Origin of the sequence: Terasakiella sediminum (assembly GCF_033100395.1) — a bacterium.
GTDB lineage: Bacteria > Pseudomonadota > Alphaproteobacteria > Rhodospirillales > Terasakiellaceae > Terasakiella.
This window is the reverse complement of sequence record NZ_JAWLVJ010000023.1, coordinates 50415-74103: the sequence shown is the minus strand read 5'-3', so window position 1 is coordinate 74103 and position 23689 is coordinate 50415. Positions and strand designations below refer to the sequence as shown.

Here is a 23689-nt window from a genome sequence, read left to right as displayed (position 1 = left end):
TGAAAACGCCAAACCAAATGCACAGAAAAGCCCGCTGCCAAAAGCAACGGGCTTAACCTAAAACCGTCAACGTATTTTAGGACGGGTCAGTGTTTTGAAATCAAAACTGCAAAAATACCATTTTGAAAATACACATAAGGCTTTTTTGGGTTGGTATCAAACTTGGCTAACCCCAAAATTTTCCGACTGGAATATGGAACATATGCTTCGCAAGATCACCTGTCCTCTGTTGGTCCTGCAAGGCATTGATGATGAATATGGTACACAAAAGCAAGTTCAATCAATTGTCGAAAAATCCAGCGGCTCTGCGACACCTGTGATGGTTCCGGCCTGTGGGCATGTACCGCACTTTCAGGCACGGGAAGTTGTGTTGAAGTCAATGAAGCAATTTGTGAAGAAATATGCCTAAATACTTGCATTCTAAGTGCTTTTTGTGCAAGCTATCGAAATATTGATTGCGGGTAAATCCATAAATGTTACGTGTTCGCCTGACAAAACGAGCCATCTTCTTCCATAGTCTGCTGCCGATCCTGGTTGCGGCTTATTTGACGTGGATGCCCTGGTCTGTGCCCGTCACGTTAAGCGAATCCTTTTCCTATATCGAATTTTCTGCACAGCATTCATTGGGTTATCCAGTTTTTTTGAATCTGTTTGAACTGATATCACCGGAGCGATCCAATGTGATTCTGGCTCAAATCTGGATTTTTGCTTTTGCAGTTTTTTACTTGTCCCTCAGTGTCAGAAAAAACACCGACAGCCATTTATTGGGTATTATCATAGCCTTACCAGTTCTTTTTAATCCATTTATTCTATCCACCCACTATACCATCCTGCCCCATTCCCTGTTCATCAGCTTTAGTGTTCTGACGGTTGCTTTTTTCCTATCCGCTTTTGGACGCGCCTGGTTTTTTAACCTGTTTGGTCTGGGGACTTCCATTGGGCTCTGTATCATTCTGGAATGTTTCGGCTGGGTTTATCTGGTAGTCATGATTTTGGCAGCGCCGCTGATCGCGCGGCACAACCAATGTTCCTATGCCAAGGCCTTTATCCTGCCGTTGTTTTTCTGTCTGGCACTGACCAGTCTGGAAGGGGCAACCCATAAGGCCCTGCATGAAACCAAAAATGATCGGCCGCATGCGCCACATATTTTCGCCAACGCGGCCCTGATGGAAACTCATCAAACAACGCCTTACGCCGAAAAAGACCCCCGCACCCTGATTTGGGACATGATTGAAAAAGACCTGGATGAAAAGCGTCAGGACATCTGGACGTCCAAAAACTTCGATGAACGGATCGTAAAGCTTCAATCCATCCAATCGGATGTGGAAGATTATTTTGCAGACTACCAGATCACCGAAGCAGCCCAGCTTTTGGATAAAACACCTAACGAACTGCGCCTTGATCTCGCCCATGCCCGCATCATTCAGGACCCACTTGCCTTTATGCAGATGATGGTCGATCAGTATCGCAGACTGTGGCATGGGGAACGCATGATCACCTATCCCCTGTGGGGCCTGACCTTTATAACGCTGTTGATCGGACTTTGGTGCCTGTTGACCGGATCACCCTTCAACGCCATGTTTGCAGGTGCCTTTATCAGCGCAACCATCATGCAATGCCTAACGCTATGGATTGCCTATACAGGATTGGGACCGACCAACATCGTGACCTTGCTCAGTCCATTGTTCAGCATCTGCTTTCTATCGATTATTCTGGGCTTCTATATTGCCTTTGTCAGCCCGCTTCGACACGATCACTAAACCACTGACAGGCCGCCGCTTCATCCACAACCAGGGCATCAACCCCGCAGGCCATCATCAGGTTATCCACCAGATCAAAATCTTCAACGGTTAACCCAGAGGGATCCACCCGATTAATGCCTTCCTGCTTCAACCCGTCATAATAGGCCGAACATCTATTCAGGTAGTGACCCTTGGTGTTATAGCCCACAACAGGCAAACCCAACGCTTTGGCAAACCCCATTTCAAAAGCAGTGCCGCCATCCATCCCGGGGCCGCGAAAAGCCTGCATATCTGCAATGACGCCATCCACAGATTTGATCAGGTCGATATTGGCCTGATAGATTGCAAGCCCTGCTTCATGTTTGGTCATGTTGGAAATATCCAGCCCCGCATCCATGGGATAGACGCCTTCCAGTCCATAATTCGCACAAAGCTTTTTCAACCGGTCCCCCTCTGCAATGGGGTCAGGATAAAATACGCCGGGTCCGGCCAGATAGATGCGCTTGATCATGGATTACGCCTCAAATAAAAATGCCAGTCCCTTTATAACAGAGAGACTGGCATTGTTTAACGTAGAAACGTCATCCCTGCCTACGCAGGGATGACGTGCTTATCAGTTAAGCTTCACCGCGTGCCGGATAGCCTTTGGACAGGATGAAATCCAGGTTAGCGAGCAGACCGGATAAGTCCGGGCGCAGGAATGGCATGGTCTGGATGTCGGCAAAATAAAGCGTCTGATCCGGGCGGATCATAAACAGGCCCGGCTCAGAGAACAGATCCGGTTCCACCACACCTGTGGATGTGGTGCCGATGCTGGCTGATACAAACAGGCCCAGCTTGCGCGCATCTTCAATGGACAAGCCATACGCGATATCCAGCTTATCCAGTTCCCATTCATCTTTCGCCATCTGGGCGCGTTCTTCGGTATCTGAGCTTAAAACAATCAGATTGATGCCTTTTTCTTTCAAGTCTTCCGCAATTCGGTTCAGTTTACCAAGATACATTTTACAAAGTGGGCAGTGGTAACCGCGATAAGCAACAACCATGGTGAAATTTTCCGGTTTTTGGTCAGCCAGTGACCATGAGCCACCGGAAAGCAGGTCTACGGAAAAATTGGGGACTTCTGTGCGGGGGGTAATCATCAAGTTAACTCCTGTTTTTGAATGATCATTCATTTATTGTCAAAAAAAATTAGCCAAGCACCTGCAAGGCCAATCTGGTTGTGGTTTTTAATGTGTCTTCGGATGTGGCACTTTTTGCCATCACGCGCAGGCCCTGAACCGTGCTGGTTAGAAAACGTGCAATATTTTCAGGGCTTTCTGTCGTTTTGAATTCGCCGCTGTTGATGCCATCTTCCACTACATCAGCAAAAGATTGAGCGATTTCAATCAAATTATCCTGCACGATATGTTTGGTTTCAGGGTCATGGGGGGCCAGTTCAACGGCTGTATTGGACATCAAACAGCCGAGCTTGCGCCCATCGCCTAGGGAAAATTCGATCAGATCATTGAAAAAACCTTCCAGACGTTCACGCGCAGGACCGGGTGCAGTCATTTTATCCAAACGTTTGCGCACCACATTTTTGCGATAGTGATCGATGGCTTCCAGAAATAATTCATGCTTGCCACCAAAGCAATCGTAGAGAGAGCCAGGCTTCAAGCCCGTTGCAGACTGGATATCCATCATGGATGTCCCGCCATAGCCCTTTTCCCAGAATAAGGTCATAACCTGATCAAGCACGGTATCTTTGTCAAAGGATCGGGGGCGGGCCATAGTTTTTCCAATTAATGAATACTCATTCAAAAATAGGTAAAAACTTTTAAAGGTCAAGGGCGTTTGCGCAAAAAATTTCATATCTTGGAGGTCGGCGTAAAATCGTCTAAAACAACAAACAAATAAATTCAATTGAGTAGCGCTTATGTCTTTACCTAAAAATCCCATCATTGTTGTACCTGCGCGCATGGCCTCTGAACGTCTGCCGGGCAAGCCACTGGCGGATATCCATGGCGAACCGATGATCGTCCATGTCTGGCGGCGCGCGATGGAAGCCGATATCGGGCCTGTTGTTGTGGCCTGCGCAGAAAAAGAAATCGCCGATGCCATCACCGAAGCAGGCGGTCTTGCCGTGCTGACCAAACCGGATCACCCCAGCGGGTCTGATCGCGTGTTTGAGGCTGTGCAGAATATCGACCCCGATTCGCGCTATGATGCGGTTGTAAACGTTCAAGGCGACTTGCCCACTCTTGACCCGGAAATTGTGCGCAAAGTATTCGCCCCGCTGGGTAAAGACGTGGTTGATATTTCAACACTTGCGGCTGAAATCACGGAAGAGAGCGAACGCACCAACCCCAACGTGGTCAAGGCGGTCTGTGCCTTTGAAGAAGGTGCCAATGTGGGCCACGGGCTTTACTTTACGCGCGCAACCGCACCTTATGGCGACGGGCCGCTTTATCACCATATCGGTCTTTATGCCTTTCGCCGCGAAGCGCTTAATCGTTTTGTTAACCTGGCCCCCGGTATATTGGAACGCCGTGAAAAACTGGAACAACTGCGCGCCCTGGAAAACGGCATGCGTATTGATGTTGCCCTCGTTGACACGGTTCCGCTTGGGGTTGATACTCAAGCCGATCTTGACCGTGCCCGCACTCTTTTGAAGAAGTAAGTATATGTCTGAACTATCACGTCCGCAGGACCCCGCCAAAACCATCGCTTTCCAAGGTGAACTCGGTGCCTATTCTGACCTTGCGTGTCGTATGTCACGCCCGGAAATGACCACACTGCCGTGCCGGACCTTTGAAGATGCTTTTGCTGCCGTGCGTGACGGGGATGCCGCCCTTGCCATGATCCCGATTGAAAATTCTGTTGCCGGACGTGTGGCTGATATCCACCACCTGCTGCCGGAATCAGGTCTTCATATCATTGGGGAACATTATCAGCGCATCAACCACCACCTGCTGGCGATCAAGGGGACAAAGCTAGAGGACATCACCGAAGTTTACAGCCACGTCCATGCGTTGAACCAATGCCGTGACTTCCTGAAAGCCAACAATATCCGGCCGATTGTCGCTGTGGATACCGCAGGTTCTGCCAAGGAAATTGCCAAATCCGGTGATAAAACCAAGGCCGTGATCGCCTCAGAACTGGCGGGCGAAATTTATGGGCTAGAATCGCTGGCTGCAAATATTGAAGATGCAGAACATAACACCACACGCTTTGTTGTGATGTCGCGCGAAGCCATCGTGCCGCACCCGAAAGCCGGCATTCCGGTAACCTCTTTTGTTTTCCGCGTGCGCAACGTTCCGGCATCGCTATTCAAAGCCATGGGCGGCTTTGCCACCAACGGGGTCAATATGACCAAGCTGGAAAGCTATATCGTCGATGGTACCTTCATTGCCGCACAATTCTATGCCGATGTGGAAGGTCACCCGGAACATCGCAATCTGCGCCTTGCGTTGGAAGAACTTGAATTCTTCACAACCAACGTGAAAATCCTCGGTGTTTATCCACCGCACCCTTATCGACTGCAGCAAAAGCTGGAAGACGAATGAGACCATCCCCTTTTCTGATGCTCTTTCTGTCAGGCCTCCTGTTATCAGGATGCGATGATGAAATGGCCTCAGTTCAGGGGGATGCGAAAGCCGGGAAAAAGCTATTCAAGCGACAATGTGCCACCTGCCATGATGTAGCCGAGACAACGCATGAGTTACGCGGACCTCACCTTGCGCAGATTTTGGGCCGAAAAGCAGGCGCGCTTTCAAATTATAACCACTATTCACCTGCGCTGAAAAAGCTGGATCTGGTCTGGACACCTGACTTGCTGGAAGAATATCTCATCCACCCCTCTCGCTTTCTAAAAAAGAAACATGATGACCCACAGGCAGAAAGCCGCATGAATGTGCGAGTACAAGGTGAAAAAGCACGCAAGGACATTGTAGCCTATCTCACCAAACTCAATCATCAATGGTCGATGAAATAATTAGGGTCCTGACCTAAGCGTAAACCCTGATCTCGCTCAGTTCCGAGCCCATATCTTCCAGATCATTCAGCCGTGCAATCAGCCGTTCATTCAGCACTTCGCCATATTCGATCAGCGCATTACCATTGCCTGCCAGTTTAACCGGGGCAGCCAGTTTATCACCTGGTTTCAGGTCTTTGACCTCAACCACATGACCACGATCGACCACTTCTTCTTCGACTTCTTCTTCCACATCTTCAATGCTGGGCACGTAGGTCGGGATTTTGCCATATTCTTCCACAGATTTGACTTGCCGGGTGCCATTCATAATCTGGATCAGGCGTTTTTCAAGGGCTGCCTTGGACACAGGTTTTGCGATAAATGCATCCACATCCAGTTTCAAGGCCAGGGCCACCAACTGTGCGTCCGTGTGACCTGTCAGCATTAAAACGGGTAAAGATCGATCTGAATGCACAACCCCCATACGCACGGCTTTCAAAAGTTCCAGCCCGTTATGTTCCGGCATGCGAAAGTCAGCAATAATGATGGGGGAAGACCCAGGGGGCGAAACCCTTAAGGCCAGAAGCCCGTCTTTTACGGATTTTTCCGATTTTACTTCTCTAAACCCAATGGCACGGCACAATTGAGTAACAATGGACAATGAGAAAGTCTCATCATCCACGACGATCGCAGTATCATCGTTAAACGCATAATTTGCGGCTGACATATAAGTCTCCGAGCAGTTCCAAAGCAACCTGTTATTTATCTATTCATCTTTAAGTGAATATGATTTCGGGTCTCATGGTACCACTAGGGGCTTTTCTGAAAAAGAAGATTCAGAATGATATAGAGAGATTAATCAAACAGCGCGTCAATATCTGCCTGTGAAATACCACCACCATGTTCAGCTGGGCCGTGCATTTCCTCACCTTCCGGTGCACGGTTAGATTCAGCAGCAAGGACATCGTCTGGCTGATCAACCGTATCGAAGTTTTCTTCACCCCAGATTTCCATCATCTTATCGACACGTTCTTCGATGAATTTCAGGCTGTTAACCACTTTGGTTGTACGCTGTCCACACAAATCCTGAAAGTTACAGGCTTCAAACATCGCAATGGTATTTTCCAGCATTTCATCCGTCAGTTGGGTCACAAACTGATCCGGAGAATGTTGGCGCAGCTGTTGCGCCAGATCATCAATTTTTTCAGCGGAATTCAGAATGGTTTCTGTCGCGCGTTCTGTCGCGGCCACAATTTCATCCAGCTCGTTAGTCACGATGGAGAATTTATCTTCCTCATTCATACCCAACGCTTTAATTTCGCGTTTGGTGTCATGGATACTGCGAGACAGCGCGCGAACTTCGGTACGCAACAAGTTCACTTCATCAAGCTTGCCATCCAGGTCATCCTGAGCTTCGTCCAGTTCAGCCTGTTTTTCAGCACGTGAAGGACCAGCATCTGTGGCGCGAGCGGCACGCATCATCATTTCAGACTGCAGGGCCTTAATGGCGGTCATCAGGTCTTCATTTGTAATGCCTGACACATCAACAGCAGCAGGCGAACCTTTTTGTTCTGCAAGGCGCTGTTGCATTTTACGTTCCGCGCTAAAGAGACGTTTTGGTGCTCCCGACGACATGTATTTCTCCTGTTAAGCCTTCCGTGTGACCTTTTTTAGGCCTTTTGACACCTCAAGGGTATTAGTGCGAATAATCGCTTTGTAGAAATTTATTAGAAAGAAAGCTTCTTGTCCGCTTTTTTTTATCATTAATCGAAAAAAATTGATTTTTTATCCTCTCCAGGAGGATTATTCATGGATTTTCAACATATTTGAGTATGTCTGCCACCTCTTCACCAGCAGAATCCAACAAGATTCTTTGAACGGTTCCAAATCATTTCAGGGAATGATATTGTGCTCTCTTACCATCTACACACTTTAGGAAATAGATCATCCATGTCTGTTGTTATATATCACAACCCACGTTGCAGCAAATCTCGCCAAACCCTTCAATTGATTGAAGAAAAAGGTGTTAACCCAGAAATTGTGGAATATCTCACCGCAACGCCCGACGCGGATGAATTAAAAAATATTATTGCCAAACTTGGTATCACACCACGTGAGCTTCTGCGCAAAAAAGAAGCCAAAGAATATGGGCTGGACGATACTGCCCTCAGCGACGATCAGATCATTGCCGGTATGGTCGAAAATCCACGCGCCATCGAACGCCCGATCGTTGTCAAAGATGACAAAGCCGTGCTTGGCCGCCCACCGGAAAATGTGCTGGATTTGATTTAAAGTCATATTGAAAAAAGAGGTGCACCGTTCCCCGGCGCAGGCCGGGGTCTTTTCAACGTTGTGCAACGGCCTCAAAAAGGTCCCGGCCTACGCCGGGACACATCTCAAATCACCCGACCTCAGGCAATTTCGACAAAGCTTCTTTCAGCAAAGCTTCATCGTAATGCTTGTCTTCCAGCTTGCCGTCGAAGAAGTCTGTATAAGCCTGCATGTCAAAGTGCCCATGGCCGGACAGGCAGAAGAGAATGGTGCGTTCTTCGCCTTTTTCCTTGGCATCCAGCGCTTCTGCAATCGCAGCTTTCACCGCATGGCTGGATTCAGGGGCAGGCACAATCCCTTCGGCTTGTGCAAACTGCACAGCAGCTGAAAAACATTCCACCTGATTATAGGCAACCGCATCCATCAAACCCAGTTCCTTACAATGGCTAACTAATGGGGACATACCGTGATAACGCAGACCGCCAGCATGAAACCCTGGTGGCATGAAAGATGCGCCCAGCGTATGCATCTTGGTCAGCGGTGTCAGTTGCGCCGTATCGCCAAAATCATAAGCAAAAGTGCCGCGTGTCAAGGTTGGGCAAGCCGCAGGTTCCACCGCCACAATGCGGGTGTTTTTACCTTCTCGCAGGTTACGCCCGATATAAGGGAACGCAATCCCGCCAAAGTTTGAACCGCCACCGGCACAGCCGATCACAACATCCGGGTCAGCATCGGCCATTTCCATCTGTTCCATGGCTTCCAGACCAATCACGGTCTGATGCAGCAATACGTGGTTTAACACTGAACCCAGCGCATATTTTGTATCATCACGTTGGGCCGCCAGTTCCACCGCTTCGGAAATCGCGATCCCGAGCGACCCACGGCTGTCCGGATCTTGTTCCAAAATGGTGCGCCCGGCATTGGTTTCTGTGGATGGCGACGGCACGCAGCGTGCGCCATAGGTTTCCATCAGAGCACGACGATAAGGTTTCTGTCCATAAGACACCTTCACCATATAAACATCGACTTCCAGATCAAACAGGGATGCAGCAAAGGCGAGAGAACAGCCCCACTGGCCCGCGCCCGTTTCTGTCGTCAGTTTCTTGATCCCGGCTTCTTTGTTATAGAAGGCTTGAGCAACAGATGTGTTTGGCTTGTGCGACCCTGATGGACTGACTCCTTCATATTTATAGAAAATCTTGGCCGATGTACCCAACGCCTTTTCCAGACGACGCGCGCGATAAAGCGGGGCCGGGCGCCATTGTTTATAAACATCACGCACGGGTTCGGGGATTTCAATATCACGCGTGGTCGCGACTTCCTGTTCGATAATCGCCATGGGAAAAAGCGGTTCCAGATCGGCTGGCCCCACAGGCTGTTTGGTGCCCGGATGCAGGACAGGTTCCGGCATTTGTGGCAGATCAGCCACCACATTGTACCAGGCTTTTGGTATACGGTTTTCCGGCAGGATATATTTAACGGTATCGTCGCTCATTCTTCTTCCCTTCCCAAGGTCATATGCTGCGCAGGACAATAGCAATTGTTCACCTCCCTATCAATATAGTTTCTACAGAAACTAATTTGCATATTGGACTTATTCAAGAATATAAAGCGCAAAAAAAAGGGAGAGGCTCGAAAACCTCTCCCTTTCTGTTGTGCCATTCAAGCCCGGATTACTTGGAAAGTTTAACCGCAACGAAGCGCAGGCCTTCTTCCCCGTCGATCAGGAGAAGCAAAGATTTCTGCTTGGTCTTGATCGCATTTTTCACCGCTTTTTTGACCTCTTCCGGGCTGCTGATTTCTTTCTGGCTGACTTCCACAATCAGCTCACCCGCACGAATGCCTTTTTGCGCTGCAGGACCATCACCGTCCACATCCAGGATCGCCACACCTTTGGCTTCATCTGGCAGATTAAATTGTGAACGGATGTTATCCGTCAGGCTGCCCAGGGACATACCCAGTTCTTCAATCGTTGCGCTTGTCTTGGTAACTTTTGGTGTGCTCACCGCGCCATTCTTTTCAGCAACTTCCAGCTCACCTACTTTTACGGAAAGCTTCTTGATTTTGCCTTTGCGCCAGACTTCGACCGGAACGGATTGGCCAACTTCAGTTTCTGCGACAATGCGGGGCAGTTTGCGCATTTCAGAAACGTCTTTGTTGTTGAATTTCACCACAACGTCGCCTTTGACAATCCCGGCTTTTTGCGCAGGTCCGCCATCAGCCACACTGGTAACCAACGCGCCACGTGGGCTATCAAGACCCAGATTTTCTGCAATTTCTTCAGAAACCGTCTGAATGCGCACACCCAACCAGCCACGACGGGTGCGACCAAATTCAGACAGATCAGCAATGACCGCCTTGGCAATGTTACTGGGCACAGAGAATCCGATACCGACAGAACCACCACTTGGGGAATAAATCGCCGTGTTAATCCCGATCACGTCACCTTTTAAGTTAAAGAGCGGACCACCGGAATTACCCTTATTGATCGAAGCATCGGTCTGGATAAAATCATCATAAGGGCCCGCCTGAATGTTACGACCACGCGCAGAGACAATACCTGCTGTAACCGTACCGCCCAGACCAAAGGGGTTGCCAATAGCAACAACCCAGTCGCCAACACGCATGTCATCAGAATCACCTAAGGACACATCGGTCAGTTTCAGGCCTTTTTTGACTTCGACCTTCAACAAGGCGATATCGGTTTTTGGGTCACGCCCAATCAGTTCTGCATCGAGCGAAGTATTATCCTGCAGGATCACTTTGATTTCTTCAGCATCCTGGATCACGTGATTGTTGGTGACAACCAGACCTTTTTTCGCATCAATGAAGAAGCCAGAACCCAAAGAGGTTGCCTGTCGTTGTTGCGGACGTGGCATCTGACCGCCACGACGTTCAAAGAATTCCCGGAAGAAATCCGGTACACCCTGCTGCATCTGGCCATGGGCCTCGACACTTTGGGTGGTGGAGATATTCACAACAGCCGGTAACAGTTTTTCCGCCAGATCGGCAAAACTGTCAGGGGCGGATCGTGCATGGGATTGCGCCACCATGGTAATTAACAGCCCGAAAGCCATCAAGGTTGCCACGATCCAATAGGTTGGATTAAAGGTTTTTGCCTGTGCCTGTCTGTGAGGGCTTCTCGTCATCTTGTTCATTTTTGCTTTCTTCGCCTCTATGCTTCGAAACATTGAAACCAATGTATCTTGTGGGGGGAAAATCGCAAGCATTGCTTGCCTTGATGATGAAGCTAACCGATCAATTGGGCACCCCAAGGGCAAAAATGTAACTGAATATTGCAGGTTGTTACAAAAGGAAGGACCTTTATCCCCGGCACAACCACACAATTGCCACCCCGATCATCGCAATCGTAATCCCGGTGGCGCGCACAGAATTGGACGGCATGGCGAGGATTTGCATCATCATCCGCTTCATCCCATCGGGGAACAGAGCATAAAGTATGCCTTCAATCGCAATGGCCAGCCCGATGGCAACGAGAAAATCTGTCATGATGATTCTTCTTGGTTATAAATGTGATCACTATCATCTTGATCGTCATCCCAGTGAAAACGGGGATGACAAAATTGGGGATAAAAATAAACCCCCATCGCCAAAGCAACGGGGGTTCATTTTTGGAAAGTATCAATTACTTACGTGTACCGAAATATGTGAAGAATTCGCTATCCGGGGTCAGAACCATAGATGTCCCTTCACCCAGTGATTCGCGATAAGCTTCCATCGAACGGTAGAAACGGAAGAATTCAGGGTCTTTGCCATAAGCTTCACCCAAAATCACGTTACGTCCGCCATCACCTTCACCACGCAAGATGTTGGACTGACGGCGCGCTTCGGCGAGAATAACTGTCTTCTCACGTTCAGCTTCCGCTTCAATACGTTGTTTGATCTCATCACCTTCCGCACGCAGCTTGTTGGCTTCTTGCACACGATCTGTACGCATACGATCAAACACGTTTTCAGAAATCTGTGCCGGCAAATCGGCACGACCGATCCGAACGTCAACAATCGTCACACCGAACTGAGGTGCAGCTTTCCTCACGCTTTCGGTGATTTCATTCATGATAACCACACGTTTGTCAGACAGCAGGTCAACCATGCCAACCTTCGCAATGGCATCACGTACCGAACGGTTAAGAATTCGACCAAAGGCATCCGCAAAGGCACGTTCAGAACCCTGTACCGCCTGGAAGAATTTCAGCGGATCCGTGATTTGATATCGGGCATAAGAATCCACGATAATACGTTTCTGGTCACCCAACGGCAGTTCTGCCGCAGGTGGATCAAGATTCAGGATACGTTTGTCGAAATACTGTACATCCTGAATGAAAGGGAGTTTCCAGTTTAGACCCGGTTGCTGGATCACACGTTTTGGATCACCAAACTGAAACACAATCGCCTGTACAGGTTCTGTGACCTTGAACAACATCCCGGACGCAAGGCCCGCAATACCGACCAGCAATACGATTAATGCAATAAATTTCTTAGGCATTACTGGCCTCCCTTCGCACGTTTTTGCAGTTCTGGCAGGGGCAGGTAAGGCACAACGCCGCTGCCACCCTGATCGCTATCGATAATTACTTTTTCAGAACCTTTGAAGACTTCCTGCATGGTCTCCAGATAGAGACGTTCACGCGTGACTTCTTTGTTGGCTGCGTAAGAATCGTAAACCGAGATAAAGCGTTTCGCTTCACCTTCCGCATCCTTGATCACGCGCTCTTTATAAGCTTCTGCTTCCTGAATCAGCTTTTGCGCTTCACCACGTGCGGTCGGGACGATCTTGTTACGATAGGCTTCCGCTTCGTTTTGCTTACGCTCTTTATCCTGACGGGCAGATTGTACATCATTAAAGGCATCGATTACCGCTTGGGGTGGGTCAGCCTTCGCCAGTTCCACACCGGTGATATTGATACCGGATTTGTAATCATCCAGAATTTGCTGAATCAGGTCCTGTGCTTCCTGTGCGATCTGACCACGGCCTCCCGTGTTGATCTTTTCAAGGTTCATCTGACCGATCACTTCACGCATCGCACTTTGAGAAGCCGCACGGACCGTTGTTTCCGGATCACGAATGTTAAAGAGGAAGCTTGCCGCATCCTTCACATTCCACAGAACCGCGAATTCAACATCGGCAATGTTCTGGTCACCTGTCAGCATCAGGCTTTCACCATTGGCTGTACGCTGAGAACGAGCTGTTGATCCAGCAGAACCGATTTCGATTTTACGAACGTTTGTGACTTGTGGTGTCAACACATCCCCGATCGGTGCCGGGAAATTCCAATGCAGGCCCGGGCCTGTAGAAGATACATATTTACCAAATAAAAGCTGTACGCCCTGTTGGTTGGTATTTACACGGTAAAAACCAGATGCGATCCAAATCCCCAACAAAATGATAACGCCCAAGGTTACCAATTTACCGCCACCGATGCCGCCGGGCATGAATTTTTTCATATTTTCCTGGCTTTTGCGCAGCATATCTTCCAGATCGGGGGGAGTTGGTCCCCCACCGCCGTTGCCGCCGCCACCGTTTGGTCGTTTTGGTCCCTGACCCCATGGGCCCTGGTTATTACCACCGTTGCCCCACGGGCCACCGCCCTGATTGTTCCATGACATATTGGGTTTTTCCCTATAAAGATTAGTCAAAGGTTGTCGTTTGTTGCTTTGCTGAAAAACTATCCTACAAAGGTTGTAGTTTGTTGCCCTTGGCAAAACGCTTATAACAGTCTTATATGACAGCAACAGCTTTTGCAACGCAACGCACGCGTAAAATAATATTTATCCGGTCTGAAGGAGTTTTCAAGCATGTCCGCCCAATTAGAACAAAAAGTTCTCGAAACCTTAAAAGGGATTAATGACCCTGCAAAAGGTACTGATATTGTCAGCGCCGGTATGGTCGTCGGCCTGCAAAGCAAAGATGGACATGTGGCTTTCACATTGGATATCGGCGATCCGTCGCGCGCCAAGGAACTGGAACCTGTGCGCAAAGAAGCTGAAAATGCCGTTCACGCAATGGATGGTGTCCTAAGTGCAACCGTTGTGATGACAGCTGAAAAAGCAGCAGCCCCACAACAACAGCAACAACAACAGGCTGCCCCACAAGCCCAGGCCCAGCTGATGCCCGACGTTAAATCCATCATCGCGGTTTCCAGTGGGAAAGGTGGTGTGGGTAAATCCACCACATCGGTCAACCTGGCCCTTGCCTTTGCCGCCAAAGGCCTGAAAGTCGGCTTGCTGGATGCAGATATCTACGGCCCCTCCATCCCACGGATGTTGGGTCTGGCAGGTGAACAGCCTGTTTCCATGGACGGCAAAATTCTGGAACCACTGGAAAACCACGGCATTAAATGTATGTCCATCGGTTTCCTGGTCGAAGAAGACACCGCCATGATCTGGCGTGGCCCGATGGTGATGGGGGCGCTTGAACAGTTGATGCGTGATGTAAACTGGGGCGAGTTGGATGTTCTGGTTGTTGATATGCCACCGGGCACAGGGGATGTCCAGCTGACCATGGCACAAAAAGTACCACTGACAGGATCGGTGATCGTTTCCACACCGCAAGATATTGCGCTGCTTGATACCCGCAAAGGCCTGAACATGTTCCGCAAAGTGGAAATTCCAGTCCTCGGCATCGTGGAAAATATGAGCTATTTCTCCTGCCCACACTGTGGCGGGCGCACCGACGTCTTCAGCCATGGCGGGGCGCGTGAAACAGCCGAAGCCCAAGGCGCTGATTTCCTTGGTGAAATTCCACTGGATATCCAAATCCGCGAAACATCCGACGGCGGACAGCCCATCGTCGCCTCCCAGCCAGACAGCGAACATGCCACCGCCTATAAAGGCATCGCCGATAAAGTCTGGTTTAAAGTGATGGAACAAATGACGGGCAACCAAGGCCCAAAGATCGTCTTTGACTGATCTTAACGATATTGTTTCATAATATATGCAATGGATCCGTCTTCCTTGAGCTCGTTATATACATCAATATATTGCTGGCGTAAGGAAGGCGGAAATTGTTTGGAAAAAGCGATATAAATCTGCCCACTTTCCATAGGCTCACTGAGAGTCGCTTTTTCTGATAAGCCGTTTTCAGCCAGAGCATATTGGGCCAGGTCCCGCGATGTGAACCAGGCTTCCACCCGTTTTTTTTGCAACAATAACAAATGGCGCTCTGCCGGTTGCGGCGAACTGACAATATTGATAAAGCCTTCTTTTTTCAGAAATTCTTCAAAGGGTGTTGATTGCTGCACCGTAATCAAATCAAGCTTTTTAGCTTCTTCCAAACTCAGTTTACGGCCATCCAGCGTAATAAAGACCGAATCGACCTGCATCACATTGATCGCCCAATCATAATACGGTTCTCGTTCCGGCGTGCGCGTTAAAGGGAAGATAATATGATTGGCATTGGCCCGTGTCAGCATCTGGGCACGTGGCCAAGGGTAATAATGGGGCTTATGCCTTCCTTTGAGACGATGTTCAATCATGCTGAGGATTTCCACCATCAGACCAGGGCGCATGCCAACTTCGATACTGTAAGGTGGCAGTTCAGCAGTCACGATCTTGATGTCTTCAGACGCACTCCACGCCAGAGAGCAGCCAAAAATGGCAAACCAAATGATTGATATGAAACTTATGACGCGCACGGGCACCCTACTTCTGGTATAGACTGTAAAAAGGTCGCATAATTTCCGTATGCCGTCACCCTAAAAAACAACTATAGTACTCGTACTTATTGATTATTCAGCAGAAAACAGATGAAAGCCACCACCGTTCAACGTATTGCCTGGGCCCTTTTTGATTTTGCCAATTCTGCCTTTCCGACCGTGATCACCACTTTCATCTTTGCAGCCTATTTTACCAAGGCCATTGCACCGGATGAAGTCACAGGCACCAGCCTGTGGGGATATGCAACCGGGGCTGCCGGATTGATGATTGCCCTGTGCGCGCCGATCTTTGGCGCCATTGCCGATCATACCGGACATCGAAAACCTTGGATTTTTCTCTTTTCCTTAATCTGTATTCTTTCTTCTGCTGCCCTCTGGTATGCCCTGCCCGATACCAGTTCCATCGCGCTTGCGCTTTTGTGTGTGGGAATGGCGACTTTCGGGTTTGAAATGGCAATGGTCTTTTACAATGCCATGCTGCAGGATTTATCAGTGCCGGGAAAAGAGGGCCTGCTGTCCGGTCTGTCCTGGGGCTTTGGCTATCTGGGCGGCCTGTTGGGACTGATTGTTGTGCTTGTCCTGTTTGTGCAAACTGACACACCTTTATTTGGACTGGATAAAGACACCAGCGAACATATCCGTATTTCCGGTCCCTTCGTTGCCTTTTGGTATGCGCTGTTTGCCTTGCCACTTTTTCTGCTGGTGCCGGATCAACCATCCAAAACAACGATCAGCAAAGCCATTGGTCAGGGCCTATCCAGCCTGACGGCGACTTTAAAAAACTGGCGTGATCATAAAACCGTCTTTTCCTTCCTCATCACCCGCATGATCTATATCGATGGACTGAACACCCTGTTTGCTTTTGGCGGCATTTATGCGGCTGGGACCTTCAATATGGGATTTAAAGACCTGATCATCTTCGGCATCGGGCTAAATGTCACGGCCGGAATTGGGGCAGCTTTCTTTGGCTGGCTGGATGATCGCTGGGGGCCCAAACGGGTGATCAGCCTGTCCCTGATCGCCATTTTCTTTATCGGAGGAGGCACCTTGCTGGTCGCAGATAAAAATCACTTCCTGATCCTGGGGCTGTTGCTTGGGTTCTTCATGGGGCCAACGCAAGCGGCCAGCCGGACCTATATGTCCCATATTGCGCCCAAAGATATTCATACCGAACTGTTTGGTCTTTATGCCTTATCAGGCAAGGTCACTGCCTTTATCGGGCCATTATTGGTTGCTTTTATGACCGATGTCTTCCTGTCGCAACGCGCCGGGATGGCAACCATTCTTATCTTTTTCATCATCGGGCTTGCCCTGATGCGAAACTTGCCTGATATAAGAGGGCAGACACAGACATAAAGGCCTTTTAGACATGGTGAATTCTTCTCTTTCCCAACTTAGTGATTATCCTTTCCAGCGCCTGCGCGACCTGCTGGACCATCATGAAGTCCCCGAAGGCATCACCCCGCTGGCCATGTCCATTGGTGAACCGCAGCATCAGCCACCTGCCTTGTTACAAGATACCATCAATGCCAACGCTTTAAGCTGGAACAAATATCCACCGATCGCAGGCAATCCGGACCTGAAAGCCGCCATTAAAGAATTTCTGGATCGCCGTTATGATCTGAAAGACGATTTCATCAGCACCGATGATGTCCTGCCCGTCTGTGGTACCCGTGAAGCCCTGTTTCTGATCGGCAATTTGCTGATTGAACGGGTGGCGAAGGGGGAAGAAAAGCCGCTGGTTTTAGTCCCGAACCCGTTTTATCAGGTCTATGTCGGTGCCGCCGTCATGAACGAAGCCCAGCCTGTCTATCTGCCCGCCGGTCCTGAAAATGATTTCATGCCTGATCTTTCGGCAGTTGATGAAGAAACCTGGAAAAAAACGGCGATGCTGTTTTTATGTTCCCCGGGCAACCCACAAGGGATGGTCTGTGATCTGGATTATCTACGACACGCCCTGGAACTGGCACGTACATATGACTTCACCCTGATTATGGATGAATGTTACGCCGAACTTTATGATGCAGACAAACCTCATGGGGCTATGGAAGTCGCACAGGAAACCGGATCAACCAAAAACCTGCTGGTCTTTCATTCTCTGTCCAAACGATCGAGTGCTGCGGGCCTGCGCTCCGGCTTTGTGGCGGGCGACCCGGATCTGATCAAGAATTTTGTCGGTTTGCGCAATTATGGTGGGGCCTCCATGCCCTTGCCGTTACAAGCCGCCTCCGCAGCGCTGTGGCGCGATGACGCCCATGTGGTTGAAAACCGTCGTCTTTACAAAGAAAAGATTGATACGGCAGAACGAATCCTTGGCAACCGCTTGGGCTTTTATCGCCCAGCGGGTGGATTTTTCCTCTGGCTGGATGTGCGTGAACGCTGGGCAAACGGTGAAGAAGCCGCCCTTGAAATTTGGAAAAAAGCCGGTGTGCGCGTTATTCCGGGAAATTATCTTGCCAAGACAGACCAGTCCGGTGTAAATCCCGGTACAGCTTATATTCGTCTTGCCCTTGTTCATGAACAACCTATCATCGAAGAGGCCTTGAACCGGATCGGTAAAATCATATAAGCTAATATTTTAGTTTGTTAACATTCGGACACGATTAATGGCTGCCATCCTGATTGCAGAAGATATTGCTGAAATTCGCTTTGCCTATGAAACCATCCTGATGGGGGCGGGCCATGAGGTAAACAGTGTGGCCAATGGTCGCGATGCCATCACCAGTCTGGAAGAACAGAAGTATGACATCGTCATCACCGATCTGATGATGCCGCAAAAAGACGGATTCGATGTCGCTGAACAAGCCGATAAATTGAACCCGCGCCCAAAAATTCTCGTAATTACAGGTGGCGGCGATCAAATGTCCCCTTATGCCGCGCTTAAGTTGCAAGGCGCAAACATCGACAGAATGCTTGTAAAGCCTATTGAAAAGAAGACCTTAACTGACACGGTTGAACGCTTGTTGCGCGACTAGGTATATTTACCCTCACCCATTTATGGGATGAATACTACCTGAAAATACATTATATTTTCCTTTAGCACTTTCGTGATAAAGGACTGCAGATGGCAAATATACTGGTTGCAGATGACATGGCCGAAATTCTCTTCGTCTATGAAGAAACATTGCGCGCTGCTGGCCACACAGTGGTCACCGCAACAAATGGTAAGGAAGCCAATCGATATCTGGATACCGAAGACTTTGACCTGGTCGTGACCGACCTTTTGATGCCCAAAGTCGATGGCGTTGAAGTTGCGACCCACGCCCACAGTCTTGAAAATACGCCAAAGCTGCTGGTCATCACCGGAGGCGGGGATCGCATTTCCCCCCACGAAGCCTTGAAAATCAGCGAAGTCTTCTTTGATGCAACCCTGATCAAGCCTGTTAGTCAGGATGAACTTCTCAATATGGTGGACAAATTGCTCGCAGAACGGCATTGAGTAATTTTATTTCAATATCGCACCTGCAAAAAGTCTTTTCATTGCGCTGCAAAAAATGCTAGAAAGCCTCAAATTAAAAAATTTGAGGATTCTCACCATGACTAAAACCAACCCGGGTAACTTCTTTGAAGATTTCTCCCTCGGTCAGGAAATTGTGCACGCAACACCACGTACCGTAACAGAAGGCGACGTATCGCTTTACACAGCCCTTTACGGTTTCCGCCACATGCCCCATTCATCTGAGCCAAACGCGCGCGACCTTGGCTTTGAAGCCATGCCGCTGGACGACCTGCTGGCGTTCCACATGGTGTTTGGTAAAACGGTTCCGGATGTATCGCTCAACGCGGTTGCCAACCTGGGCTATGCCGAAGGTCGCTTTGGCGCGCCTGTTTATCCGGGTGATACGGTTCGTACCACCTCAACCGTGATCGGACTGAAAGAAAATTCCAACGGTAAATCCGGTGTGGTTTATGTCAATTCTGTCGGCGTCAATCAGGATGATGAAGTCGTTCTGGATTATGTGCGCTGGGTGATGGTGAAAAAGAAAAATCTGGATGCCCCGACACCTGAAACACAAATTCCCGAACTGGCAAAAGTTGTTGAGGTTGACGATCTGGTGATCGCAGAAGGTCTGGATTTCTCAAATTACGACACCGACCTGGCAGGCTCTCCTCACCTGTGGGAAGACTATGAAGTAGGCGAGAAAATCGACCATATCGATGGCATGACCATTGAAGAAGCGGAACATCAGATGGCAACCCGTCTCTATCAAAACACAGCCAAGGTTCACTTTGACCAGCTGGCAGCCAAAGATAACCAGTTCGGCAAGCGTCTGATCTATGGCGGTCACATCATTTCACTGGCACGTGGCCTGTCCTTTAACGGCCTGGGCAATGCGTTCAAGGTTGCAGCGATCAACGCTGGTGCACACGCCAACCCGACTTTCGCCGGCAACACTATCTTTGCTTATTCTGAAATTCTGGATAAACAGGAAATCAAGGGCCGCACCGACATGGGTGCGCTTCGCCTGCGTCTGGTCGCCACAAAAGACCATCCGGCTGGCGACTTCCCATATAAAAACGAAGACGGCAAGTACCACGAAGATGTGGTTCTGGATCTGGATTACTGGGTACTGATGCCACGTCGTGGCTAAGACCAGATTAATCGACACAAAAAAGGGCGCTTCCGATCTGTCAGGAAGCGCCCTTTTTTCTTGTCCTGATTTTATGCCGCTGCGCTCATTGCCAGCTGTTGACGCACAAAGGCTGCGTCCACACGGGAAATATGACCGTTAAACCAACCAAGCAAGCCAGCAAAGGCTTCGGTGATATCATCGGTTTTTCCACCTTCGTAGGCTTTATACCAATGTGTCAGATTATCCAGGAAGTCCTTATGGGCCGTGCGCACATTATCCAGTCCGGGATAATTCACTTTCGCCAATACCGTCATTTCCTGTTCAAAATGGGCAGGCGCGTCATTATGGATGTTATCCAGCACATGCATCACGCTTTGCATATTGTCACCGGACAACATGGCTGCGAAAATCTTGTTCAGGCCTTTCACATAACTTTGGTTTGCCGCATCAATGGTCGCATGACCGTATGAGTAAGCATCATCCCATTCCACAATCGAAAGCTCGCCTTCGTCATTTCTGACCCGATTGAGGAAGCTTGCGACTTTTTCGCGCAGGAACTCACCCTGATGAGACAAGTCTGCACTGGCATCCGCAATCTGTGTGGCCGCACTGCCGGTTTCGGTCGCCGCCTGTTCAACAGTCTGAATGCTATCACTTACTTCCACAGTCCCGCGAGAGGCCTCATCAATATTTTTGGCAATTTCATCGGTCGCCGCATTTTGTTCTTCAACGGCAGAGGCAATGTTAGACGAAATTTCATTCATTTCCGTGATGACATTGGTGATGGAATTAATCGCCTGTTCCACTTCCCCCGTGCCGTTTTGAACATGGGTAATTTGCAAGGTAATTTCATCGGTTGCCCGGCTGGTCTGGTTGGCAAGATTTTTCACTTCGCCCGCCACAACCGCAAAGCCTTTACCGGCTTCCCCTGCACGTGCGGCCTCAATCGTTGCATTCAGGGCCAGAAGGTTGGTTTGCTCCGCAATATTGGTAATTAGCGCCACCACTTCACCAATTTTTGCCACTTGCTGGCTCAACGCCTCAATCGTTTCGGTGGTATGTTGGGCGACACCCACTGCGCGATCAGAAACTTGCGCCGACATTTCCACCTGATTGCGAATTTCACCAATGGACGCGGTTAATTCTTCTGTCGCAGAAGCCACTGTTTGCACGTTATGACTTGCCTGCTGGGCAGATCCGGTCACGATGGCAGCCTGTTCACTGGTCTGTTTTGCCGTACTTGCCATCTGGGTGGACGACGCCTGTAATTCTGTCGCCGCAGAAGTCACGGTCTGCACAACCGCACCCACGTCAGATTCAAACGTATCGGCCATCTTTGCCATGGCAACGCGTTGACGTTCTTCCGCCTGTTTCTTTTCCAGTTCCTGCTGGGCGCGCAGATCGCGGGTTTCACAGAGATTGTCTTTAAAAACCACAAGGGCACGGGCGATATCGCCGATCTCGTTTTTCAAATCCTGGGAAGGGATTTCAGTATCCAGATCACCATGAGCCAAGCCGTTGGTTGCAACGGTCACCCCATGAACCGAACGGTCCACATTGCGACCGATGATCCAGCCAAAGACCAAACCGATAACCAAAGACACGATCCCGGTCCAGAGCATCAAATCTTCAACCGCATGTTCGTGATGTTCAGCTTCCAGCAAGGCTTCTTTGGTGAAACGCGCGATTTCAAACAGAAGCCCTTCCACCTCATGGGTGATCTGATCTTCCTCTTTTGCTGTAGTTTCAATCAGACCAGCCATCTCTTCGGCTGTTCTACCGTCAAAATATCCCTTAAACACATCATCGACATGATGGTCATACGTTGCGTGTTGAACTTCTAAACTTTTGATAGAGTTTAAAAGCGTCTCAAATTCCGCACGCTCTTCTGACGACAATCTGTCCAGTTTCAGAAAATCAGCAATAATTTTGTCAGCTGCTAATAATTCTTTATCCACCTTCTTTGCCAGATCGTGAAACTTATCAATCTCGGACTGTAGCAATTTATCATTCTTTAGTGTGAGACCTGTCAGGCGCAAAACACGTTCAAAATGGATGGCTTGTTCTAACTGATGGGCTTCAATATTTGAAATCAGTTCAACCAGTGGCATATCACGTTCTGCCACAGCTTCGATCTCATTACCAATCTCTGTCACCTTGGTCAGCGTAAAGAAATTGGCGATGAATGCGATTAAAAGAAGCGTCGATACCAAAACCATAATTTTGGCTTTGATCCCCAGATTATGTAACATTCTCATGGTAGTCCTCAGTTCAGCTTGCGCCCTTTAAGTTAATTATAATTGTTCCAAAAGTGACCCACAGGATTGAATTTACACCAGCTTTATACCCGCCTGCAATTAGGTTAAATTACATATCAGCCAAAAAGCTCCTTTGCTTTTAAAGACTAAAGCCTTAATCTAGGTTGATAAAAACAGAACGGTGAGTGTGAAATGACTGCCATCATTGCTGTCATGAACCATAAAGGGGGCGTTGGAAAAACCACAACGACTCTAAATATTGCCAGCGGCCTTGCAGCCGGTGGAAATTCTGTTCTGATTGTGGATATGGACCCGCAAAGTAATGCCGCCACCGGGCTTGGTCTTAATCTCAAAACCATCAAGCATGGCAGTTACGAATTGATTTTAGGGGAAGAACCCCTTGAAACTGTTGCGATTGACACCGACCTGCCGGGTGTGTCGCTGGTACCGGCCACCTTTCAGCTGGCAGCCTTAAGTACCATTTCTTCTGATGATGAAGATCCGGAATTCTGGCTGCGTGAAGCCCTAAAAGAACATGACGGCACCCATGACTTCATCCTCATCGACTGCCCGCCCTCTTTCGGGATTCTCAGCCTGAACGCCCTGGTTGCAGCCCAGAATGTCATTGTTCCGGTACAAAGTGAAAGTTTCGCCATTGCAGGCCTGCAACAGATGGAACAATCTATTGCCGATATTAAAATTGAAGCTGCGCATGATCTGGACTACCGAATCCTGATGACCCTGACGGATCAGAATCAAAAGCTCCATCAACTGGTCGATACGGAAATTCGCGCCCATTTTAAACATCAGGTACTGCAGACTGCCATTCCGGTCGAACCCAAAATCGCCGAAAGTGCCTTTTTAGGACGCCCGGTTGTTCTGCATTCCCCCAATTCTTTGGGTGCACAAGCCTATGTCAATGCCTGCGCCGAAGTGCTGAAATGGACCAAGCAAGAAGGCAAATCCCTACAGGAATATCACAGCGCCATTATGGACGGGGTCTTTGGCTGGTTGCGCAATAAAGATATTTCCCCCACTGGTCACCCGATCCATCTGGAAGACAAAGGCCCGATTGAGGCCCAGACCCAACCCGTTCATCATCAGGCAGAAGAACAACCCAACAGCTTCAGGGTCTCCATCCGTAACGGGGTGATTATGGCCCTGGCCCTCACTGCCGGAATGGCCTTAGCCTTTCTGGGGATGGAATAGGGGC

General features: G+C 49.1%; 25 protein-coding genes. 13 read left to right on the top strand and 12 right to left on the bottom strand.

Going from position 1 to position 23689, the window contains the following annotated elements; genetic code table 11:
* Positions 1-202 precede the first annotated feature (202 nt).
* Both RYZ26_RS16425 and RYZ26_RS16420 read left to right on the top strand, forming a co-directional pair.
* On the top strand, positions 203-409 hold the full coding sequence (locus RYZ26_RS16425; RefSeq protein ID WP_317684329.1) for an alpha/beta fold hydrolase: 207 nt from the start codon (positions 203-205) through the stop codon (positions 407-409).
* 64 nt (positions 410-473) lie between these two features.
* Entirely contained in the window at positions 474-1760 is a 1287-nt protein-coding gene (locus tag RYZ26_RS16420) for a hypothetical protein (protein WP_317684328.1), read from the top strand.
* On the opposite strand, the gene RYZ26_RS16415 is transcribed toward RYZ26_RS16420, so the two are convergent.
* From RYZ26_RS16415 to RYZ26_RS16405, 3 genes are all read right to left on the bottom strand, one after another.
* Complete coding sequence (locus tag RYZ26_RS16415; RefSeq protein ID WP_317684327.1) at positions 1735-2253, bottom strand: nucleoside 2-deoxyribosyltransferase; 519 nt, start codon at positions 2251-2253, stop codon at positions 1735-1737. The genes RYZ26_RS16420 and RYZ26_RS16415 overlap by 26 nt on opposite strands.
* Positions 2254-2359: 106 nt before the next feature.
* Complete coding sequence (locus RYZ26_RS16410) at positions 2360-2884, bottom strand: peroxiredoxin-like family protein (RefSeq protein ID WP_317684326.1); 525 nt, start codon at positions 2882-2884, stop codon at positions 2360-2362.
* Positions 2885-2933: 49 nt separating this feature from the next.
* Positions 2934-3515, bottom strand: a complete 582-nt coding sequence (locus RYZ26_RS16405; RefSeq protein ID WP_317684325.1) for a TetR/AcrR family transcriptional regulator — start codon at positions 3513-3515, stop codon at positions 2934-2936.
* Between the two features lie 145 nt (positions 3516-3660).
* On the opposite strand from RYZ26_RS16405, the gene RYZ26_RS16400 reads away from it, so the two are divergent.
* The 3 genes from RYZ26_RS16400 to RYZ26_RS16390 all read left to right on the top strand — a co-directional run bounded on the left by RYZ26_RS16400 (position 3661) and on the right by RYZ26_RS16390 (position 5718).
* Positions 3661-4404 carry a 3-deoxy-manno-octulosonate cytidylyltransferase gene (locus RYZ26_RS16400; RefSeq protein WP_317684324.1) on the top strand — a complete coding sequence of 248 codons (744 nt, stop codon included), beginning with the start codon at positions 3661-3663 and terminating at the stop codon, positions 4402-4404.
* Positions 4405-4408: 4 nt separating this feature from the next.
* Positions 4409-5290, top strand: coding sequence for a prephenate dehydratase (locus tag RYZ26_RS16395; RefSeq protein ID WP_317684323.1), 882 nt, complete (start codon positions 4409-4411; stop codon positions 5288-5290).
* 62 nt (positions 5291-5352) lie between these two features.
* Positions 5353-5718: a c-type cytochrome gene (locus RYZ26_RS16390; protein WP_317684322.1), complete on the top strand. Its 366-nt coding sequence runs from the start codon at positions 5353-5355 to the stop codon at positions 5716-5718.
* A 13-nt stretch (positions 5719-5731) separates the two neighbouring features.
* Here the strand turns inward: RYZ26_RS16390 and RYZ26_RS16385 are convergent, their stop codons facing one another.
* Both RYZ26_RS16385 and RYZ26_RS16380 read right to left on the bottom strand, forming a co-directional pair.
* Positions 5732-6424 (bottom strand): response regulator, encoded by a 693-nt coding sequence (locus RYZ26_RS16385; RefSeq protein ID WP_317684321.1) that lies wholly within the window; start codon positions 6422-6424, stop codon positions 5732-5734.
* 128 nt (positions 6425-6552) lie between these two features.
* A complete protein-coding gene (locus RYZ26_RS16380; RefSeq protein ID WP_317684320.1) occupies positions 6553-7332 on the bottom strand; it encodes a hypothetical protein in 780 nt (259 codons plus the stop codon).
* A 315-nt stretch (positions 7333-7647) separates the two neighbouring features.
* Between RYZ26_RS16380 and arsC the strand changes: the two genes are divergently transcribed.
* Positions 7648-7989: an arsenate reductase (glutaredoxin) gene (gene arsC, locus RYZ26_RS16375; protein WP_317684319.1), complete on the top strand. Its 342-nt coding sequence runs from the start codon at positions 7648-7650 to the stop codon at positions 7987-7989.
* Between the two features lie 109 nt (positions 7990-8098).
* Here the strand turns inward: arsC and RYZ26_RS16370 are convergent, their stop codons facing one another.
* The 5 genes from RYZ26_RS16370 to hflK form a co-directional block, all read right to left on the bottom strand.
* Positions 8099-9463: a TrpB-like pyridoxal phosphate-dependent enzyme gene (locus RYZ26_RS16370; RefSeq protein ID WP_317684318.1), complete on the bottom strand. Its 1365-nt coding sequence runs from the start codon at positions 9461-9463 to the stop codon at positions 8099-8101.
* A gap of 178 nt (positions 9464-9641) precedes the next feature.
* Complete coding sequence (locus RYZ26_RS16365; RefSeq protein WP_317684317.1) at positions 9642-11126, bottom strand: DegQ family serine endoprotease; 1485 nt, start codon at positions 11124-11126, stop codon at positions 9642-9644.
* A 166-nt stretch (positions 11127-11292) separates the two neighbouring features.
* Positions 11293-11478, bottom strand: a complete 186-nt coding sequence (locus tag RYZ26_RS16360; RefSeq protein ID WP_317684316.1) for a DUF2065 domain-containing protein — start codon at positions 11476-11478, stop codon at positions 11293-11295.
* A 136-nt stretch (positions 11479-11614) separates the two neighbouring features.
* Entirely contained in the window at positions 11615-12475 is an 861-nt protein-coding gene (gene hflC / locus RYZ26_RS16355; RefSeq protein WP_317684315.1) for a protease modulator HflC, read from the bottom strand.
* Positions 12475-13596: an FtsH protease activity modulator HflK gene (gene hflK, locus RYZ26_RS16350; RefSeq protein ID WP_317684314.1), complete on the bottom strand. Its 1122-nt coding sequence runs from the start codon at positions 13594-13596 to the stop codon at positions 12475-12477. The genes hflC and hflK overlap by 1 nt, the downstream gene beginning before the upstream one ends.
* A 189-nt stretch (positions 13597-13785) precedes the next feature.
* On the opposite strand from hflK, the gene apbC reads away from it, so the two are divergent.
* Entirely contained in the window at positions 13786-14898 is a 1113-nt protein-coding gene (gene apbC, locus RYZ26_RS16345; protein WP_317684313.1) for an iron-sulfur cluster carrier protein ApbC, read from the top strand.
* A gap of 2 nt (positions 14899-14900) precedes the next feature.
* Here apbC and RYZ26_RS16340 read toward each other — a convergent pair whose 3' ends face one another.
* Entirely contained in the window at positions 14901-15536 is a 636-nt protein-coding gene (locus RYZ26_RS16340) for a substrate-binding periplasmic protein (RefSeq protein ID WP_317684312.1), read from the bottom strand.
* 198 nt (positions 15537-15734) lie between these two features.
* Here RYZ26_RS16340 and RYZ26_RS16335 point away from each other — a divergent pair, with 198 nt between their 5' ends.
* From RYZ26_RS16335 to RYZ26_RS16315, 5 genes are all read left to right on the top strand, one after another.
* Positions 15735-17000 carry an MFS transporter gene (locus tag RYZ26_RS16335; protein ID WP_317684311.1) on the top strand — a complete coding sequence of 422 codons (1266 nt, stop codon included), beginning with the start codon at positions 15735-15737 and terminating at the stop codon, positions 16998-17000.
* Positions 17001-17013: 13 nt separating this feature from the next.
* On the top strand, positions 17014-18213 hold the full coding sequence (locus tag RYZ26_RS16330) for an aminotransferase class I/II-fold pyridoxal phosphate-dependent enzyme (protein WP_317684310.1): 1200 nt from the start codon (positions 17014-17016) through the stop codon (positions 18211-18213).
* A gap of 37 nt (positions 18214-18250) precedes the next feature.
* Positions 18251-18619, top strand: coding sequence for a response regulator (locus RYZ26_RS16325; protein ID WP_317684309.1), 369 nt, complete (start codon positions 18251-18253; stop codon positions 18617-18619).
* Between the two features lie 89 nt (positions 18620-18708).
* Positions 18709-19083 (top strand): response regulator, encoded by a 375-nt coding sequence (locus RYZ26_RS16320; protein ID WP_317684308.1) that lies wholly within the window; start codon positions 18709-18711, stop codon positions 19081-19083.
* Between the two features lie 97 nt (positions 19084-19180).
* On the top strand, positions 19181-20236 hold the full coding sequence (locus RYZ26_RS16315) for a MaoC family dehydratase (protein WP_317684307.1): 1056 nt from the start codon (positions 19181-19183) through the stop codon (positions 20234-20236).
* Between the two features lie 71 nt (positions 20237-20307).
* Here RYZ26_RS16315 and RYZ26_RS16310 read toward each other — a convergent pair whose 3' ends face one another.
* Entirely contained in the window at positions 20308-22470 is a 2163-nt protein-coding gene (locus RYZ26_RS16310; protein WP_317684306.1) for a methyl-accepting chemotaxis protein, read from the bottom strand.
* Positions 22471-22668: 198 nt separating this feature from the next.
* On the opposite strand from RYZ26_RS16310, the gene RYZ26_RS16305 reads away from it, so the two are divergent.
* Positions 22669-23685 (top strand): ParA family protein, encoded by a 1017-nt coding sequence (locus RYZ26_RS16305; protein WP_317684305.1) that lies wholly within the window; start codon positions 22669-22671, stop codon positions 23683-23685.
* Positions 23686-23689: the final 4 nt, after the last annotated feature.